Annotated in this window: 15 protein-coding genes; 5 read left to right on the top strand and 10 right to left on the bottom strand. The window is 61.1% G+C overall.

Annotation, left to right across the window (positions count from 1 at the left end):
• Positions 1-175 precede the first annotated feature (175 nt).
• The 5 genes from GGD57_RS09805 to GGD57_RS09825 all read right to left on the bottom strand — a co-directional run bounded on the left by GGD57_RS09805 (position 176) and on the right by GGD57_RS09825 (position 6,898).
• The gene (locus tag GGD57_RS09805; protein ID WP_184469178.1) at positions 176-1,327 is read right to left on the bottom strand and encodes an iron-containing alcohol dehydrogenase; all 1,152 of its coding nucleotides are present in this window, start codon (positions 1,325-1,327) and stop codon (positions 176-178) included.
• Positions 1,324-2,709, bottom strand: a complete 1,386-nt coding sequence (locus GGD57_RS09810; protein ID WP_184469180.1) for an aldehyde dehydrogenase family protein — start codon at positions 2,707-2,709, stop codon at positions 1,324-1,326. Before GGD57_RS09810 ends, GGD57_RS09805 begins: the two co-directional genes overlap by 4 nt.
• A 199-nt stretch (positions 2,710-2,908) precedes the next feature.
• Entirely contained in the window at positions 2,909-4,276 is a 1,368-nt protein-coding gene (locus GGD57_RS09815) for a glutamine synthetase family protein (protein ID WP_184469182.1), read from the bottom strand.
• Positions 4,277-4,415: 139 nt separating this feature from the next.
• The gene (locus tag GGD57_RS09820) at positions 4,416-6,008 is read right to left on the bottom strand and encodes an amino acid permease (protein WP_184469184.1); all 1,593 of its coding nucleotides are present in this window, start codon (positions 6,006-6,008) and stop codon (positions 4,416-4,418) included.
• Between the two features lie 119 nt (positions 6,009-6,127).
• Entirely contained in the window at positions 6,128-6,898 is a 771-nt protein-coding gene (locus GGD57_RS09825) for an N-formylglutamate amidohydrolase (RefSeq protein ID WP_184469654.1), read from the bottom strand.
• A 175-nt stretch (positions 6,899-7,073) separates the two neighbouring features.
• On the opposite strand from GGD57_RS09825, the gene GGD57_RS09830 reads away from it, so the two are divergent.
• From GGD57_RS09830 to GGD57_RS09850, 5 genes are all read left to right on the top strand, one after another.
• Complete coding sequence (locus tag GGD57_RS09830; RefSeq protein WP_184469186.1) at positions 7,074-7,946, top strand: SIS domain-containing protein; 873 nt, start codon at positions 7,074-7,076, stop codon at positions 7,944-7,946.
• 191 nt (positions 7,947-8,137) lie between these two features.
• Positions 8,138-9,241 (top strand): extracellular solute-binding protein, encoded by a 1,104-nt coding sequence (locus GGD57_RS09835; protein WP_184469188.1) that lies wholly within the window; start codon positions 8,138-8,140, stop codon positions 9,239-9,241.
• A 72-nt stretch (positions 9,242-9,313) separates the two neighbouring features.
• Entirely contained in the window at positions 9,314-10,207 is an 894-nt protein-coding gene (locus tag GGD57_RS09840; protein ID WP_085738993.1) for an ABC transporter permease, read from the top strand.
• Positions 10,204-10,992, top strand: a complete 789-nt coding sequence (locus GGD57_RS09845) for an ABC transporter permease (RefSeq protein WP_085737828.1) — start codon at positions 10,204-10,206, stop codon at positions 10,990-10,992. Before GGD57_RS09840 ends, GGD57_RS09845 begins: the two co-directional genes overlap by 4 nt.
• 12 nt (positions 10,993-11,004) lie before the next feature.
• A complete protein-coding gene (locus GGD57_RS09850) occupies positions 11,005-12,066 on the top strand; it encodes an ABC transporter ATP-binding protein (RefSeq protein WP_184469190.1) in 1,062 nt (353 codons plus the stop codon).
• 139 nt (positions 12,067-12,205) lie between these two features.
• On the opposite strand, the gene GGD57_RS09855 is transcribed toward GGD57_RS09850, so the two are convergent.
• The 5 genes from GGD57_RS09855 to GGD57_RS09875 all read right to left on the bottom strand — a co-directional run bounded on the left by GGD57_RS09855 (position 12,206) and on the right by GGD57_RS09875 (position 17,580).
• Complete coding sequence (locus tag GGD57_RS09855; RefSeq protein ID WP_184469192.1) at positions 12,206-13,207, bottom strand: ATP-binding cassette domain-containing protein; 1,002 nt, start codon at positions 13,205-13,207, stop codon at positions 12,206-12,208.
• 10 nt (positions 13,208-13,217) lie between these two features.
• Positions 13,218-14,279, bottom strand: coding sequence for a Gfo/Idh/MocA family protein (locus tag GGD57_RS09860; protein ID WP_184469194.1), 1,062 nt, complete (start codon positions 14,277-14,279; stop codon positions 13,218-13,220).
• Positions 14,276-15,115, bottom strand: a complete 840-nt coding sequence (locus tag GGD57_RS09865; RefSeq protein ID WP_184469196.1) for a carbohydrate ABC transporter permease — start codon at positions 15,113-15,115, stop codon at positions 14,276-14,278. The genes GGD57_RS09860 and GGD57_RS09865 overlap by 4 nt, the downstream gene beginning before the upstream one ends.
• Before the next feature lie 9 nt (positions 15,116-15,124).
• The gene (locus tag GGD57_RS09870; RefSeq protein WP_184469198.1) at positions 15,125-16,072 is read right to left on the bottom strand and encodes a carbohydrate ABC transporter permease; all 948 of its coding nucleotides are present in this window, start codon (positions 16,070-16,072) and stop codon (positions 15,125-15,127) included.
• Between the two features lie 248 nt (positions 16,073-16,320).
• On the bottom strand, positions 16,321-17,580 hold the full coding sequence (locus GGD57_RS09875) for an ABC transporter substrate-binding protein (protein ID WP_184469200.1): 1,260 nt from the start codon (positions 17,578-17,580) through the stop codon (positions 16,321-16,323).
• Positions 17,581-17,663 lie beyond the last annotated feature (83 nt).

The following is a 17,663-nucleotide window of genomic DNA, read 5'->3' on the forward strand; positions in this document are numbered from 1 at the left end:
TCCACGCTGCCTCCCCACGATCGGTCGCCCTCTCGCAGTTGCGCTTCTCTTCGTTCGCCATGACCAGCTTACGGTGGGACTTCCACCCACAAGAGCGCGCCCATGCTGGGCGCACAATTAAAAAGCCCGGAAAGCCAAAGCTTTCCGGGCCAATTCGTAGGTCCGCCTCAAATTGTCAGAAGCAATCCTTGAAAAGCGCCTTGGTATTTTCGAGCGTCATCGCAACCGGATTGCCGCCAGCGCTCGGATCTTCGATCGCCATGGCCGACAATTCGTCGATGCGGTCGGGGGCGATTCCCATCGCCGTCAGCGTGTCCGGCACGCCGAGCTCGGAGCGAAGCTTCAGCACGTAGTCGTAGAAACCGTCGAAACCGCCCGAAATGCCGAGATAGGCGGCCGCCCGGCCGATCTTCTCCTCGATGACAGCGCGGTTGAAGCGCAGCACCGCCGGCATGACAACAGCATTGGTCATGCCGTGATGGGTATTGTAGACGGCGCCGATCGGGTGCGACAGCGCATGGATGGCGCCGAGCCCCTTCTGGAAGGCGACCGCGCCCATGGCGGCGGCCGACATCATGTTGGCGCGGGCTTCGAGATCGGTCCCTTCCCGATAGGCGCGCGGCAGGAATTCCTTGACGAGCCGCATTCCTTCGAGCGCGATGCCGGCCGACATCGGGTGATAGAAGGGCGAGGAATAGGCCTCCAGGCAATGGGCGAAGGCATCCATGCCGGTGCCGGCGGTGATGATCTTCGGCATGCCGACCGTCAGTTCCGGATCGGAGATGACGACACCCGGCAGGAACTTCGGATGGAAGATGATCTTCTTCACATGCGTGACGGAATTGGTGATGACGCTGGCGCGCCCGACTTCCGAACCGGTGCCTGCTGTCGTCGGCACGGCGACGATCGGCGCGATGCCTTCGAGGCTCGCGCGTGTCCACCAGTCGCCGATGTCCTCGAAGTCCCAGACCGGGCGCGTCTGGCCGGCCATGAAGGCCACGCATTTGCCAAGATCGAGGCCGGAGCCGCCACCGAAGGCGACGACACCGTCATGACCGCCATCCTTGAAAGCCTTGACGCCGGCCTCGAGGTTCTTCTCGTTCGGGTTCGGATCGACATCGGCGAAAATCGCCCGGCCAAGGCCGGCATCTTCGAGGATATCGAGCGCATTCTTGGTGATCGCCATCGAGGCGAGGCCGCGGTCGGTGACGAGCAGCGGCTTTTTGATGCCGAGGCTCTTGCAGGCGTCGGCTAGTTCCTTGATGCGGCCCCGGCCGAGCTTGACCGATGTCGGATAGCTCCAGTTTGCGGTGATGTTGCTGCTCATGCTGTGACTTTCTTCAGGTGGAAGGATTTCGGGCGAGTCAGATTCTGGAAACCGATGATCGAGAGCGAACCGCCGCGGCCGGTCTCCTTGACACCGGTCCAGCAGAGCGCCGGATCGAGATAGTCGGCGCGGTTCATGAAAACGGTGCCGGTTTCGATTTCGCGGCCAAGCTTTGCGGCCCGCTCGACATCCTTGGTCCAGAGCGAGGCCGTCAGCCCGTACTGGCTGTCGTTCATCAAGGCGAGTGCCTCCTCGTCGCTCTTCACCTTCATGATGCCGACCGCCGGGCCGAAGGTCTCCTCGCGCATGAAGGCCATGGAATGGTCGACATCGACGAGGACCTGCGGGGCGAGATAGGCGCCGCCGTCATCCTGGGGGAAAAGCTTGGGGTCGACAAGCGCCTTGGCGCCCTTCGCGACGGCATCGGCGATCTGCTCGCGCACCACCTTGGCAAAGCGCTTGTTCGCCATCGGTCCGAGCGAAGTCTCGGGATCGAGCGGATTGCCGAGCTTGTAGTTCGACACCCAGGCGACCGATTTCTCGACGAAGGCATCGTAGAGCGATTCATGCACATAGATGCGTTCGATGCCGCAGCAGCACTGGCCGGAATTGTAGGTCGCGCCGTCCATCAGCGTATCGACGGCCGCATCGAGATCGGCGTCTTCCATGACGTAGCCCGGATCCTTGCCGCCGAGTTCGAGGCCGAGGCCGGTAAAGGTGCCGGCGGCGGCCCGCTCCATCGAGCGCCCACCCTCGACCGATCCGGTGAAGTTGACGAAATTGAAGCTGCCGGCGGCAATCAGCGCCGAGGTCGTCTGGTGATCGAGGAAGACGTTCTGGAACACATCCTCGGGAACACCGGCTTCGATAAAGGCCTGCACCAGCCGTTCGCCGACGAGCAATGTCTGCGAGGCATGTTTCAGCACCACGGTATTGCCAGCCATCAGCGCCGGTGCGATCGTGTTGATCGCCGTCATATAGGGATAGTTCCAGGGTGCGACGACGAAGACGACGCCATGCGCTTCGCGTTCGATACGGCGCTCGAAACGCTCGCTCTCCTCGACGACAACAGGCGCCAGCGCATCCGCTGCGATCGAGGCGACATAGTTGGAACGTTCGTTGAAGCCCTTATATTCGCCGCCGTACTTGATCGGCCGGCCCATCTGCCAGGCAAGCTCCGGCACGACGACATCGGACATCTCGTTCAGCCGTGCAGCACCCTTCAGGACAAGCTGAACACGCTCTTCAAGCGGCCGTCTCGCCCAGGCCTTCTGCGCCTTGCGGGCGCGCGCCACCACGTCCTTGGCGGCATCGAGCGAAAGCGCTGCGCGCTCGGCGTAAACCGATCCGTCGATCGGTGAAATGCATTGGATCATTGCCATGATCGATTTCCTGTCCTCGTATCCATCAAAAATTTCGTCGAGGGCCTGGGCCCCTCATCCGCCTGCCGGCACCTTCTCCCCGCTTACGTGGCGAGGGGGGATGGCCGCAACCTCTTCGTTCCCAGCCGATCTCGCAGCGCAAGTCCCCTCTCCCCGCCAGAACGGGGAGAGGGTGAGGGCAGCAACCCACAAAACGCTATTAAGCTCTTTCGAATCCCCGCGCCACTTCCCAATCGGTAATGCGTCGGTCGTATTCTTCCTGCTCCCATTCGGCAGCACGGGTATAATGGTCGATCACATCATCGCCGAAGGCTTTGCGCAGCATCGCCGATTCCGTCATTTCGGTCGTTGCCGCACGCAGCGTGCGCGGGATTTCGCGCACACCCTTGCCGCCATAGGCGTCACCGACGAAGGGAGCTTCGAGCTCCATCTTGTTCTCGATCCCATCGATGCCGGCTGCCAGCAGCGCGGCAAAGGCGAGATAAGGATTGAGATCGGAGCCGCCGACGCGGCATTCGATGCGGATCCCCTTGGTCTCCTCGCCGCAGAGGCGATAGCCGGCAGTGCGGTTGTCCTTGCTCCAGATCGCCTTGGTCGGCGCAAAGGTGCCGGCCATGAAGCGTTTGTAGGAATTGATGTAGGGCGCCAGGAAATAGGTGATCTCGCTCGCATGGGCGAGAAGCCCGGCGATGTAATTGTGCATCAGCGGCGACATGCCGTATTTGCCGGTGTGATCGAAGAACAGCGGCTTTTCCTCGAGGCTCCAGAGCGACTGGTGGATATGAGAGGAACTGCCGGCGGCGTTGTAGTTCCACTTGGCGAGGAAGGTGATGGCCTTGCCCTTCGACCAGGCGATCTCCTTGCAGCCGTTCTTGATGATCGCATGCCGGTCGGCCATGGCGAGCGCGTCGGCATAACGCACGTTGATCTCCTCCTGGCCGGCGGAAGCCTCGCCTTTGGAGTTCTCGACCGGAATGCCGGCGCCCTGCAGCCCGGTGCGGATCGCCCGCATCACCTCTTCTTCCTTGGTGGTCTGGAAGATGTGGTAGTCCTCGTTATAGGCGCTGGCGAGCTTGAGGTTACGGTAGCCCGCGCTATGCGCAGCCTCGTAGCTCTGGTCGAACAGGAAGAATTCGAGTTCGGAGGCCATATAGGCCTTCATGCCCATGTCTTCGAGACGCTTCACCTGCTTCTTCAGGATCGCGCGCGGCGAATGGGCGACTTCCTCATGCGTATGATGGTCGAGCACGTCGCAGAGCACCAGCGCCGTGCCCTCGAGCCAGGGAATGCGGCGCAGCGTCGCAAGATCCGGCTTCATCGTATAGTCGCCGTATCCCTTCTCCCAGCTCGTCGCCTTGTAGCCTGAGACGGTCTCCATCTCCATGTCGGTGGCTTGCAGGTAGTTGCAGCTATGCGTTTCCTTCCAGGCGCTTTCGACGAAATATTCCGCCTGAAAGCGCTTGCCCATCAGCCGGCCCTGCATATCCACCTGGCAAGCCAGAACCGTGTCGATGCGCCCTTCGGCAACATCCTTCCTGAGATCGTCGATTGTGTAGCTGCTGCTCATGATTGATCCGCCTGACATTGGAATTGAGAAGATCGGGGCAACGAAATCGCATGCGCTCGGCCGGACGTCCGAGCCCCATGCCTTTTCGTTGAACCGGTGATGGGGCCGCAGGCTGCGGCCCCGTTTCCTTGCAATATGCCTAACTATTCGCCGGGACGGCGACGGTGCCGGTTTCGCCGACAGCAGCTTCCGCGGCGGCGATTTCGCCCCGTCGTTTGGCGATCATGTCGCCGATCGGTGGGCCCTGGAAGCGACGTTTTTCAACGGCGAACCAGATGACGATCGCCAGCACGATAAAGGCGACGGTTATGCCGAAGACCTTGTCGTTCGGCGGCTGGATCGCGATGTAGACGATGAGAACCATGCCGAGCGTCGCGAGAACGCCGATCACCTTGTAGAGGCCGCCGCCGAGATTCCACGGTCCGGGTGCCGGCCACTTCTTGGTACCGTAGGCGAAGATGCCGAGCACGATCGGGAAGAGGAAGGACAGGAAGAGGAAGATCAGCGTCGCGTTGACCACTGTGACATAGAGGCTTGCCTCGCCGACCGAGATAAACAGCGCGCCCCAGACGAACAGGCTTTCGAGAACCGCACCCGTCCAGATCGCCGCAACCGGTGTGCGGAATTTCGGGCTGACGCTCGCAAGCATCTTCGAGCCGACCGGAATGCCGCCGTCACGCGAGAAGGCGTAGATCATGCGCGAGCAGGACGTGACAGTCGCAAGACCGCACAGGAACTGCGAGATGAAGATCGCGATGTAAAGCAGCGTCACCAGCCAGGCCGGCATGATGGCGTTGATGGTCATGAAAAACACGCTCCAGCCCTGCTTTGCGCCGGCGGCCATATCGGGAATGGCGATGACGAAGGCCGAAAGCATGACCCAGCCGGCAAGCGACGACCAGATAACGGCGGACACCATCGAACGCGGCACCGACAGCGCTGCCTTCTTGGTTTCCTCGGAGGTGTGGGCGGAGGCGTCGTAGCCGGTGATTGTGTAGATCGGCAGAAGCAGGCCCAGGCCGAAAATATACCACATGCTGTCCGACTGCGGCCAAACCCCGCCGCCGGCATCGCCTGAATAATTGGTGAACGTCCATAGACGCGAGAAGTCGTGGGTCGGGGCGAAATAGAAGCAGGCGATCGTCAGCACGGCGGCCGTCACAAGGATCAGCGTCCCCGAAAAATCGGTGAGCTTTGCCGTCAGGCCGATACCGAAATGGTTGATGGCAGCCTGCACGATCGTGAAGAGCACGACCAGAACGACCTGCATGCCGGGCGAGACGACGCCGCTGGCGTCGGCGATGCCGAGCTGAGCGCCAAACGTGCCGCCGAGGAACAGGGCCGTGCCGATATTGATGGCGCCGAGAACGGTGATGAGGCCGAGCAGGTTCAGCCATGCGGTGAGCCAGCCGGTGAAGCGGGTGCCGAGAATGGAACTCCAGTGATAAAGACCACCGGCCGTCGGATAGGCCGACGAGATCTGCGCCATGCCAAGGGCAAAAAACAAGGAGATGATGCAGCCGACCGGCCAGCCGATGCCGATCGCGGCACCGCCGACGCCCGACGTCGCCTGTGCGAGCGAATTGATACCGCCCGAAAGGATGCAGATAATCGAAAACGAAATTGCAAAGTTTGAGAACGAACTCATACGCCGTTCGAGTTCCTGGGCGTAGCCCATCGAGTGCAGGACATGGACGTCCTGCGTCTTATCCTGATCGGTATAGTCAGACATGACTTCCCCCTGTTCACGACCGGCCGCGGGATTGCGGGCCGGTTCAGTGCCAATTGTCCGCGGCATTTTCGCCGTGCGGACGTTCGCAGTTAGACTGCTCCCTCGGGTCTTCTTTTTTGTCAGGCGTCCAGGCTTTGCTGGAGCAACCCTTTTAGATAGTCGGCCATGACCCCTTGGCCGACATCGTCTGTGATGAGGTCATTGCGGACCTCGATCATTACATTGCGCAAACCGTTCGAAAGCCCGTGCAGGATCAGCGTGTGGGTCACGCCGTCCTCGGGCCCGTAAGGCTGGTTGCGTTCCGTCCTGTAAAGCGGCGCTTCGGCCGCAGCCTCCAGCATGCGATCGGCAAGCCGGCTGTCCTCGTCGTGCAATATGCCGAGTTCGACGGCGCGTTCGCGGCCATGATAGACCGGCGTGAAGCTGTGTATGGTCACGATAACGCTGTCCTGCCCCCTCGCCCGGCGATCGCGGATCAGCCCGCGAATGGCGTCGTGGAAGGGCACGTAGAGCGCATCGGTGCGGGCAAGGCGCTCTTCGGCGGTCAGATCCTTGTTGCCGGGAATGGCGTAAATCTCGCTCGTCTCCGGCATGGCGCCGGGCGAACTGGGCGGCCGGTTGCAGTCGTAGATCAACCGTGAGAACCGCTGGTAGACGAGCGTCGCGTCGAGGCCATCCGATATGCCGCGCGCGACTGCGAGAGCCCCCGGATCCCAGGCGATATGGCTCGACAGCGCTTCGTCAGGCAAGCCAAGATCGCCGAAAGATGCGGGAAGCGTCTTCGAAGCGTGTTCGCAGACGATCAACACCGGGCTCCGGCCGTCGATGCGCTCGATCCCGACGCAATCGCCATCCGCTTCGCTGAGGATTTTCGGCCGGGCCAGCACCAAAGGCGCCACTCCTTATCCATTAATAAAATATTTATAGAAAAGAATTCTTCAGGTTTCGGTCGCTGTCAAGCGCCCTCTGAAAATTTCTTTTCATGACAGCAGTTGACATGGATTATGACAGCGTTGTTAACTTTGGTTGGGAAAGTGGCGCCAGACCATCCCGGGGAGCATTGAAGTGACAGTTGCGTCGAAGACGGTTTCGGACGTCATACACTCGCATTTCGGGGTCTTGACGCGCGCCGAGAAACAACTGGCCGAAAGCCTTCTCGACAACTATCCGGTTTCCGGTCTCGGCAGCATCACCACCATCGCCGAGAATGCCGGCGTCTCGACGCCGACCGTCGTGCGCATGGTGCAGAAGCTCGGTTTCAAGGGCTATCCGGACTTTCAGGCGCATCTGCATCTCGAGGTCGAGGCGACGATCTCGAACCCCATCGCCAAGCACGATCGCTGGGCGCAGAACGCCCCGGGCACCCACATCCTTAATCGTTTCGCCGATGCCATTATGGGCAATCTGCGCCAGACATTGACCGATCTCGACACCGCAACCTTCGACAGCGTCGCTTCGCTGCTGTCCGATCGCAAGCGCGGTCTCTATTTCGTCGGCGGCCGCATCACCGGTGCGCTTGCCGAATATTTCTTCACCCACATGCAGGTGATCCGGCCGGCAACGACGCTGCTGTCGTCGAACTCCAGCAGCTGGCCGCAATATGCTCTCAACATGAATGCCGGCGACATCCTGATCATCTTCGACATCCGCCGCTACGAGCAGGAAATGGTCAGCCTCGCCACTGCCGCCCGCAAGCGCGGCGCCGAGATCGTCGTCTTCACCGATCAATGGGGCTCGCCGGCCGCCAAACTCGCCCGGCATGCCTTCCGCGTTCGGATCGAGGCGCCATCGGCCTGGGATTCCTCCGTCGTCACCCTGTTCATCGTCGAAGCATTGATCGAGGCCGTTCAAAATTCGACGTGGGACGAGACGAAGGAGCGCATGAAGACACTGGAGGGCCTGTTCGAACAGAGCAAGCTTTTCCGTAAACCGGGCTAGGAGGACAAGACTAAAGGAGAGGAAAAAACAATGACGGATTTTTGCCGAAATACGTCACGCTGTCGCAAATGAAACATTTGACGCAAACGCCTGCTATTGATGCAAAACTACCGTCATCCAACTGTCACACAAGCTTCATGTAAGCTCATTAACAGCATCGCCAGACACTGAAAACCCGAAGGAGAACAACAGTGATCTCTAACCTTTCTCGACTGCTGTCGCTTTCTACTGCGATGATCGTGGCTTCGACCGCGATCGCCGCAGCTGAGCCGAGCGCTGAACTCATCGCCGCCGCCAAGAAGGAAGGCACCCTGACGACGATCGCTCTTCCGCACGACTGGTGCGGCTATGGCGACGTCATTGCCGGCTTCAAGGCCAAGTATGGCCTCGAAGTTAACGAACTGAACCCGGATGCCGGTTCGGGCGACGAAGTCGAAGCGATCAAGGCCAATAAGGGCAACACTGGCCCGCAGGCTCCCGACGTCATCGACGTCGGCCTCTCCTTCGGCCCTTCCGCCAAGAAGGACGGCCTGATCCAGCCTTACAAGGTCTCCACCTGGGATTCGATCCCGGACAGCGCCAAGGATGCCGAAGGCTACTGGTACGGCGACTATTACGGCGTTCTCTCGTTCCTCGTGAACAAGGACCTCGTCAAGGAATCGCCGGCCGATTGGGCTGATCTGAAGAAGAGCGACTACGCGAATACCGTCGCCCTGGCAGGCGATCCGCGTACCGCCAACCAGGCTGTCCAGGGCGTCTATGCCGCTGGTCTTTCCGCATCCGGCGGTGACGCCGCCAAGGCAGGCGAAGAAGGCCTGAAGTTCTTCGCCGAACTCAATAAGGCCGGCAACTTCGTGCCGGTTGTCGGCAAGGCTGCTCCCTTCGCACAGGGTTCCACGCCGATCATCGTCGCCTGGGACTACAACGCCCTCTCTTGGGGTGAAAGCCTGAAGGGCAATCCTCCGTTCGAAGTCGTCGTTCCGAAGACGGGTGTCGTTGCCGGTGTCTACGTCCAGGCGATTTCCGCCTTCGCTCCGCACCCGAACGCTGCCAAGCTGTGGATGGAATACCTCTATTCCGACGAAGGTCAGCTCGGCTGGCTGAAGGGCTATTGCCACCCGATCCGCTTCAACGATCTTGCCAAGAACAACAAGATCCCGAAGGACCTGCTCGACAAGCTGCCGCCGGCAGCAGCCTATGAAAAGGCTGTCTTCCCGACGCTCGAAGAACAGGCTGCCGGCAAGGAAGCCATCACCAAGAACTGGGATTCCGTCGTCGGCGCCGCCGTCAAGTAATCTCCGATCCGGCCTCCCCGCCCGAAAGGCGGGGAGGTTTTCTCACTCCGACGCCCCAGGATGAGCTTTTCCATGAGCACGGTTTCAACGCCAATGGTAAGCAGCGCCCCCTTGATCAACAGAGATCGCGTGATCGACTGGCTGGGCATTGCACCCTTCATTATTTTCTCTTTGCTGTTCCTGATCATCCCCACGCTTTATCTTGTGGCGGGCGCATTCCTGACGCCCGAGGGCGACCTCACGCTGAAGAATATCGGCGACCTCTTTACCCCATCCATTATGAGCGCTTACTGGATCAGTATTCGCGTCTCGGTCGCCTCCGCCCTCGGCGGTGCGCTGATCGGCTTCTTTCTCGCCTGGGCTGTCGTGCTCGGCGGCCTTCCCGCCTCGGTGCGCTCGACGCTTTTGACCTTTTCGGGCGTCGCCTCGAACTTTGCCGGCGTACCGCTTGCCTTCGCCTTTCTCGCAACGCTCGGCCGCACCGGTCTTGTGACGATGTTCCTGCGCGAGTGGTTCGGTTTCAATCTCTACGGCACCGGTTTCAACCTGCTGTCCTTCCTCGGCCTGACCATCACCTATATGTATTTCCAGATCCCGCTGATGGTGCTGATCCTGACGCCGGCTCTCGACGGCATGAAGAAGGAATGGCGCGAAGCCTCTGAGATTCTCGGCGCCACCAATCGCCAATACTGGACGATGGTAGCAATGCCGATCCTCTGGCCGAGCCTTCTCGGCACGACGCTGCTGCTGTTTGCCAATGCCTTCGGCGCCATTGCCACCGCCTTCGCGCTGACCGGCAGCTCGCTGAATATCGTACCGATCCTGCTCTATGCGCAGATCCGCGGCGACGTCCTGCACAATGCCAACCTCGGCTATGCCATCGCGCTCGGCATGATCGTCATCACAGGCGTCTCCAACATCCTGTATCTCATGCTGCGCATGCGCGCCGAACGGTGGCAGAAATGAAAGCTCAACGTCTTGGAGCCTGGATCGCCATCATTCTGGGCGCTTCCTATTTTGTCATTCCGCTGATCGGCACCATCGAATTTTCGTTGCGTATGCGCCGCGGCGAATACAGCTTCGATGCCTATCAATCGGTCTTCTCGGACGCCCAGTTCCGCGAGACCTTCGGCTATTCCATGCTGATGGCGTTGCTCACCATCGTCTTCGGCATGCTGCTCGTCGTGCCGACGGCCTATTGGGTGCGCCTGCGCCTGCCGCAGATGCGCCCCGTCGTCGAATTCATCACGCTGCTGCCGCTCGTCATTCCGGCGATCGTCATCGTCTTCGGTTACCTCAGAATGTATAATTCGTCGTCCTACCTGCCGCTGACGGGTTCGACGACCGGCACCAACATTCTGCTGGTGTTCTCCTATATCACCCTGTCCCTGCCCTATATGTACCGCGCCGTCGATACCGCCATGCGCGCCATCGACGTCCGCACGCTGACGGAGGCGGCCGAAAGCCTCGGCGCCCGCTGGACGACCATCATGTTCAAGTGCATTTTCCCCAACGTCATGAGCGGCGTGCTGTCAGGCGCCTTCATCACGCTTGCGATCGTCATGGGCGAATTCACTTTCGCCGCGCTGCTGAACCGTCCGGCCTTCGGCCCCTATCTGCAGCTTGTCGGCGCCAACAAGGCCTATGAGCCTTCGGCGCTCGCCGTCATCGCCTTCTCGATCACCTGGCTCAGCATGGGCCTGCTCAACCTCGTTTCCCGCTTCGGCAAAGCCCGCCCGGCAAAGGCTTAAGGTATCTGGCTCATGTCCTTTCTCACACTGAACAACATTCAGAAATCCTTCGGCCCGGTCCAGGTCGTCAAGAACTTCAACATGAACATCGAGAAGGGCGAGTTCGTCTCCTTCCTCGGGCCGTCGGGCTGCGGCAAGACGACTGTTCTGCGCATGATCGCCGGCTTTGAAACACCGACCGGCGGCACGTTGACCATCAACGGCAAGGACCAGAGCGCCCTGAAACCGAACCAGCGCAATATCGGCATGGTCTTCCAGGCTTATGCGCTGTTCCCGAACATGACGGTGCACGACAACGTCGCCTTCGGCCTCAAGGTCGCCGGCGCCGCCAAGCCTGAGATCAACGCCCGCGTCAAGGAAATGCTCGGCCTGATCAAGCTCGATCACCTGGCCGATCGCTTCCCCTACCAGATGTCGGGCGGGCAGCAGCAGCGTGTGGCGCTCGCCCGCGCGCTCGCCGTCAAGCCGCAGGTGCTGCTGCTCGACGAGCCGCTCTCCGCACTCGACGCCAAGATCCGCGTGTCTTTGCGCGAGGAAATCCGCCAGATCCAGCAGCAACTCGGCATCACCACCGTTTTCGTCACCCATGACCAGGAAGAGGCGCTGTCGATCTCCGACCGCATCGTCGTCATGAATGCCGGCAAGGCCGACCAGATCGGTTCGCCCTTCGAGATCTACAACACGCCGGCAACGCGCTTCGTCGCCTCCTTCGTCGGCACCCTGAACCTGATCGAGGCCAAGGTCGTCGATCCCGACACCAACCTCATCCAGATCGGCGATCAAAAGATCACGCTGAAGCAGTCGGTCGCAGCCCACAAGGCCGGCGAGACTATCTCGCTGGCGCTGCGCCCGGAAGCCGGCTCGCTCTCCGATACCGTCAGAAGCGATACCGCGCTGACCGGTCAGGTCGTCTCGGCGCACTTCCTCGGCTCGGTCATCCGCACCCGCATGAACGTCGGCGGCAACGTCATCTCCTTCGACATGTTCAACAGCCCCGGCGTCACCCCGCCCCAGGCCGGCGAAACCGTGACCCTGCGCTTCATGGCGGCCGACCTGCTCGTCATCCGCGACTGATATTTGCCGACCACTCACGCAAAAGGCGCCGTAAAACGGCGCCTTTTTGTTTTTGGGCGATGATGGAGGAGACAGCAGCATTGGGACGAAGGCATGGCCGCGAGTCTCTTCTCCCCGCCGGGGAGAAGAAAAGCTCCCCTCAGCGGATCGCCCGGTCATCCACATCGAAGCGATGCACGCGCGCCTGATCCGGCGTCGCATAAACCATCTCGTCGGGCTCATACTGGTGCTCGCCGAAGAGGCGCGCCGTCAGCAGACCGCACTGCTCGGATTCCAGATAGATGATCGTGTCGGCGCCGAGATGCTCGACATGCACGACTTTCGCGGCCCAGGTCCCCTGTTCGCGCGACAGCGTCATGTGTTCGGGACGCACGCCGATCGTCTTGGCGCTGTGGTCGCCGACCTTCTCGGCCGCGATGAAATTCATCTGCGGCGAGCCGATGAAGCCGGCGACGAAGACATTGGCCGGGCGATTGTAAAGCTCCATCGGCGAGCCGATCTGCTCGATCGCGCCGGCATTCAGCACGACGATCTTGTCGGCAAGCGTCATCGCCTCGACCTGGTCGTGGGTGACGTAGATCATCGTCGCCTTCAGGCTGCGGTGCAGCCGGGCGATTTCGAGCCGGGTCTGGACGCGCAACGCCGCATCGAGGTTCGACAGCGGCTCGTCGAACAGGAAGAGTTCCGGTTCGCGCACGATGGCGCGGCCGATCGCGACGCGCTGGCGCTGACCGCCTGATAGTTCGGCCGGCCGCCGTGCGAGATAAGGTTCCAGCGACAGCATGCCGGACGCCTTGCCGACGCGTTTGTCGATCTCGTCCTTGGCCGTACCGGCCTGTTTGAGGCCGAGGCCCATATTGTCCTTGACCGTCAGATGCGGATAGAGCGCATAGGACTGGAACACCATGGCGATGCCGCGCTTGGCCGGCGGCGTCAGCGTCTCGTCGCGGCCGTTGATGACGACGGCGCCCGAGGTGACGTCCTCGAGACCGGCAATGCTGCGCAAGAGCGTCGACTTCCCGCAGCCCGACGGCCCGACGAAGATGACGAATTCGCCATCCTTGACCTCGAGGTCGATGCCTTTCAGCACCTCATGCGTGCCATAGGTCTTGCGGATGGATTTGAGTTGAAGCGATCCCACTGTTTTTCCCTTACAATCTGACCGGCTGGCCGGTGCGCACGCTCTCGTCGGCGGCAAGGCAGATGCGCAGCGACGCCACCGCATCCGCCATATGGCGATCGAGGTTCAGATCCTCGCGGATCGCCCTCAGCATGAAGGCCTGTTCCAGGTCGCAAAGCGCCTGATGACCGGGCTCGCCCGTCATCTGCATGTCCTGGTCTGGCCGGATGAACTTGCCGTCCGGGCCGGTTTCGGCCGTATGCAGACGGATCACGGAGGTCTTGGTGTGCGTGTCGATGTCGTCGGACTTGGCGTTCGGATCCATGACGATCGACACCGCCCCCTTCGGCGACATCACATCCTTCACGAAGAAGGCCGTCTCCGAGATCATCGGCCCCCAGCCGGCTTCGTACCAGCCGACCGAACCGTCTTCGAACAGCACCTGCAGCTGTCCGTAATTATACATGTCGGCTGCGATCTCATCGGACAGGCGCAGCCCCATGCCGCGCACCTCGACGGCCCTGGCGTCCGTGATCTGGCACATGACGTCGACATAATGAACGCCGCAATCGACGATCGGCGAGGTCGTGCGCATCAGCGACTTGTGCGTCGCCCAGGTCGGACCGCTGGACTGCTGGTTGAGGTTCATGCGGAAGACGTAAGGCGGGCCGAGCTTGCGCGCCTCCTCGATCAGCTTCGTCCACGACGGATGATGCCGCAGGATATAGCCGATCACCAGCTTGCGCCCGGCCTTCTCAGCTGCCGCCACGACACGCTCGGCGTCGGCAACCGTGGTCGCCAGCGGCTTTTCGACGAACACATGGCAGCCAGCCTCGAAAGCGGCGACGGCATAATCGGCATGGCTGTCGGAATAGGTGTTGATCGAGCAGAGGTCCGGTTTCAGTTCGGCAAGCGCCGTGGCGAAGTCGGGGTGAATGGTATAGCCCTGCAGTTCGGGCTCCAGCGCCGGCGTCGAGCGGTTGACGAGACCGACGATCTCGAAACCGGGATCGTTGTGATAGGCGAGCGCATGGCTGCGGCCCATATTGCCGAGACCGGCGACGAGAACGCGGATCGGTTTTTCCTGGCTCATTTGACCGCTCCCGAGGTGATACCGCGGATCAGTTGGCGCGAGAAGATGACGTAGAGGATCAGGATCGGCAGGATCGCGAGCGAGAGTGCCGCCAGCACCGCGTTCCAGTTGGTGACGAACTGGCCGATGAAGATCTGTGAGCCGAGCGTTACGGTCTTGGTGCTTTCGGCCGGCGCCAGGATCAGCGGGAACCAGAGATCGTTCCAGATCGGGATCATCGTGAAGACGGCAACCGTTGCCATGGCCGGGCGCACCAGCGGCAGCACCAGGCGGAAGAAGATCGCATATTCCGAGAGCCCGTCGATGCGCCCCGCATTCTTCAGGTCGTCCGACACCGTGCGCATGAATTCCGACAGGATGAAGATCGCCAGCGGTATGCCCTGCGCGGTATAGACGAGGACGAGTGCCGTCAGCGTATTGACGAGGCCCGCCGCCACCATGCCCTGCAGGATCGCCACCGTGCCGAGGCGGATCGGGATCATGATGCCGATCGCCATATAGAGCCCGAGCAGCATATTGCCGCGGAAACGATATTCCGACAGTGCGAAGGCCGCCATGGCGCCGAAGAGCAGCACCAGCAGGATCGAGACGATCGTGACGATGAAGCTGTTCTGGAAATAGGTGGCGAAATCACCCTGCCCCAGCACCGTCTGGTAACCGACGAGGCTGAAGGTCGACGGCGTCGGGATCATCAGCGGCTCGCGGAAGATCGAGGCGCGATCCTTGAACGAGTTGACGATGGTCAGGAACACCGGAAACAGCGCGACCAGTGTGTAGGCGCCGAGCGCCAGGTGCACGAGGCCGGTGCGGACGGGAGATGTGCGTGCCTTGGACATGCGCGCTCCTCAGAACTGATAGCGACGCATGCGCCGCTGGATGACGAAGAGATAAAGCGAGACGCCGGCGAGGATGATGAGGAACATCACGGTGGCGATCGTCGCGCCCATCGAACGGTCGCCGAGTTGAAGCTGGAAACCGAAGAAGGTGCGGTAGAGCAGCGTGCCGAGAATGTCGGTCGACATATCAGGCCCGGCAAGCGCCCCCTGTACGGTATAGATCAGGTCGAAGGCATTGAAATTGCCGACGAAGGTCAGGATCGAGATGATGCCGATCGCCGGCAGGATGAGCGGCAGCTTGATCTTCCAGAACTGCGCCCAGCCGGTGATACCGTCGCATTCCGCCGCCTCGATCACCTCTTCGGGGATGCTGAGAAGCGCGGCATAGATCAGCATCATCGGAATGCCGATATATTGCCAGTTGGAGATCAGCGATACGGCAATCAGCGCCGAACCCGGCTTGCCGAGCCAGGGAGCGAACAGGAATTTCAAGCCGATGAGATCGAGCATCCAGGGCGCCACGCCCCAGATCGGCGACAGGATCAGCTTCCAGATGAAGCCGACGATGACGAAGGACAAAAGCGTCGGCAGGAACATCGCCGTGCGGTAGAAGGCGACACCCCTGAGCTTCGGCACCGAAAGCAGCGCGGCAAGCGCAATGCCGATCGGGTTCTGCACGCACATGTGGATGACGAAGAAGATCAGATTATTGACGAGCGCGTTCCAGAAATCATGCGCCCAGCGCGGATCGCCGAACAGTACCTTGAAATTCGCCAGGCCGACGAAGGCCGGCTGCCCATCGACCGTATTGTAAAGCGAAAGCCTCAGCGTTTCGATCAGCGGCAGCACCATGACGGCGGAATAGACGATCACGGCCGGCAGCATGAAGACGAAGATGTGCCAGCGCACCGGGCGCTTGAGCGGGACGATATCGGCCACGTTGTCGGTTTCGCTCATGGCTTTTGCCTTGTTGTTAGATAGATTTTGGAGCCGGGAAGTCAGACTTTTGTGCATCGTCAAGATGCCTCTTCGCTAAGGCGAGCCGCCATGCCTCGGCGTGACGAAACCCCCTCCTGGCCTGCCGGCCATCTTCCCCACAAGGGGGAAGAAGACTCGCGGAGCGATCTCCTCCCTGCCGGAACCGCGCATTTGCGGCCGGCTAAGCCCCTCCCCCTTGTGGGGAGGGGTTGGGGAGGAGTTTCACATCACTTGGCCGGCTTGTACCAGCTGTCGAGGCCCTTCTGCAGCTTCTCGGCGGCGACCTTCGGCGTATCCGTGCCGTTGATCACGTTGGCCGATTCCACCCAGGTCTCGTTTTCGAGGTTCGGCGTGCCGCGCGACAGGATCTGGTAGGTCGAGCGCACGGTCGACTTGTACGGGCCGCGCCAGGAGACGAATTCCTGGGCGAGCGGATCGGACATCTTGACCGGGTTGGAGTTCAGGCTGAAGAAGCCCGGCAGCGAGTTCGCGTAGATGTCGGCGAACTCGGGCGAAGCGACCCAGCTCAGGAACTTCTTGGCTTCCTCGGCATGCTTGCTCTTGGCATTCAGGGCGACGCCGATATCCGGATGGTCGGAGATGTAGCCCGTATCGCCAGCCTTCGGAACCGGCGGCGGGAACGCGCCCATCTTGAACTGCGCCTGCGTGTTGAAGAGCGCGATTTCCCAGGAACCGGCCGGATAAATGGCGGCGCGGCCGAGCGTGAAGAGGTTCTGGCTGTCCGAATAGGTCTGGGCTTCGAAACCGTCGCCGAGATAGGGCTTCCACTTGGCAAGCTCCTCATAGGGCTTGACCCAGTCAGCATCGGTCAGCTTCTGCTTGCCTGCGATCAGCGCTTCGCGGCCTTCCTCACCCTTCCAGTAGTTCGGGCCGATATTCTGGTAGCCCATGGTGGCGGCTTCCCAGAGGTCCTTCGTGCCCATGGCGAGCGGGATATAGGTGCCGTCGGCTTTGATCTTGTCGAGCGCCGCGTAGAACTCGTCCTGCGTCTTCGGCACGGAGATGCCAAGCTTGTCGAAGGCGTCCTTGTTGTAGATGAAGCCGTGGATGACCGAAGCCATCGGCACGCAGAAGGTCGACTTGCCGTCGTCGGTCGACCAGGCCGCCTTGGCGACCGGCGAGAAGTTCTCCATGCCGGGCAGGCTGGTGATGTCGACGAGCTGCTTCTTGTTGAAGAGTTCGAGCGAGGCGTCGAACGGACGGCAGGTGATGATGTCGCCTGCCGAGCCGGCATCGAGCTTGGCGTTCAGCGAAGCGTTGTATTCGGTCGGCGCGGTCGGCGAGAAGACGATCTTGATGCCCGGGTTCTTGGCTTCGAACGCCGGGATGATCTTCTCCTGCCAGATCTGCAGGTCGTCGTTACGCCAGCTTTCGACCGTCAGCGTGACGTCGGCGGCGTGGACCAGACCTGCCGACGTCAGCAGGCTGGAGGCAAGCAGGAAGCTTTTCAGAGCAGTGTTTTTCATTTCCCTCTCCTGTTTTCAGGCGCCGGAAGGCGCCGTTTTCGATCTGAAACAAGCAATTGGCGTGCATGAGAAACACCCAACGC

The organism is Rhizobium esperanzae (assembly GCF_014197615.1).
GTDB lineage: Bacteria > Pseudomonadota > Alphaproteobacteria > Rhizobiales > Rhizobiaceae > Rhizobium > Rhizobium esperanzae_A.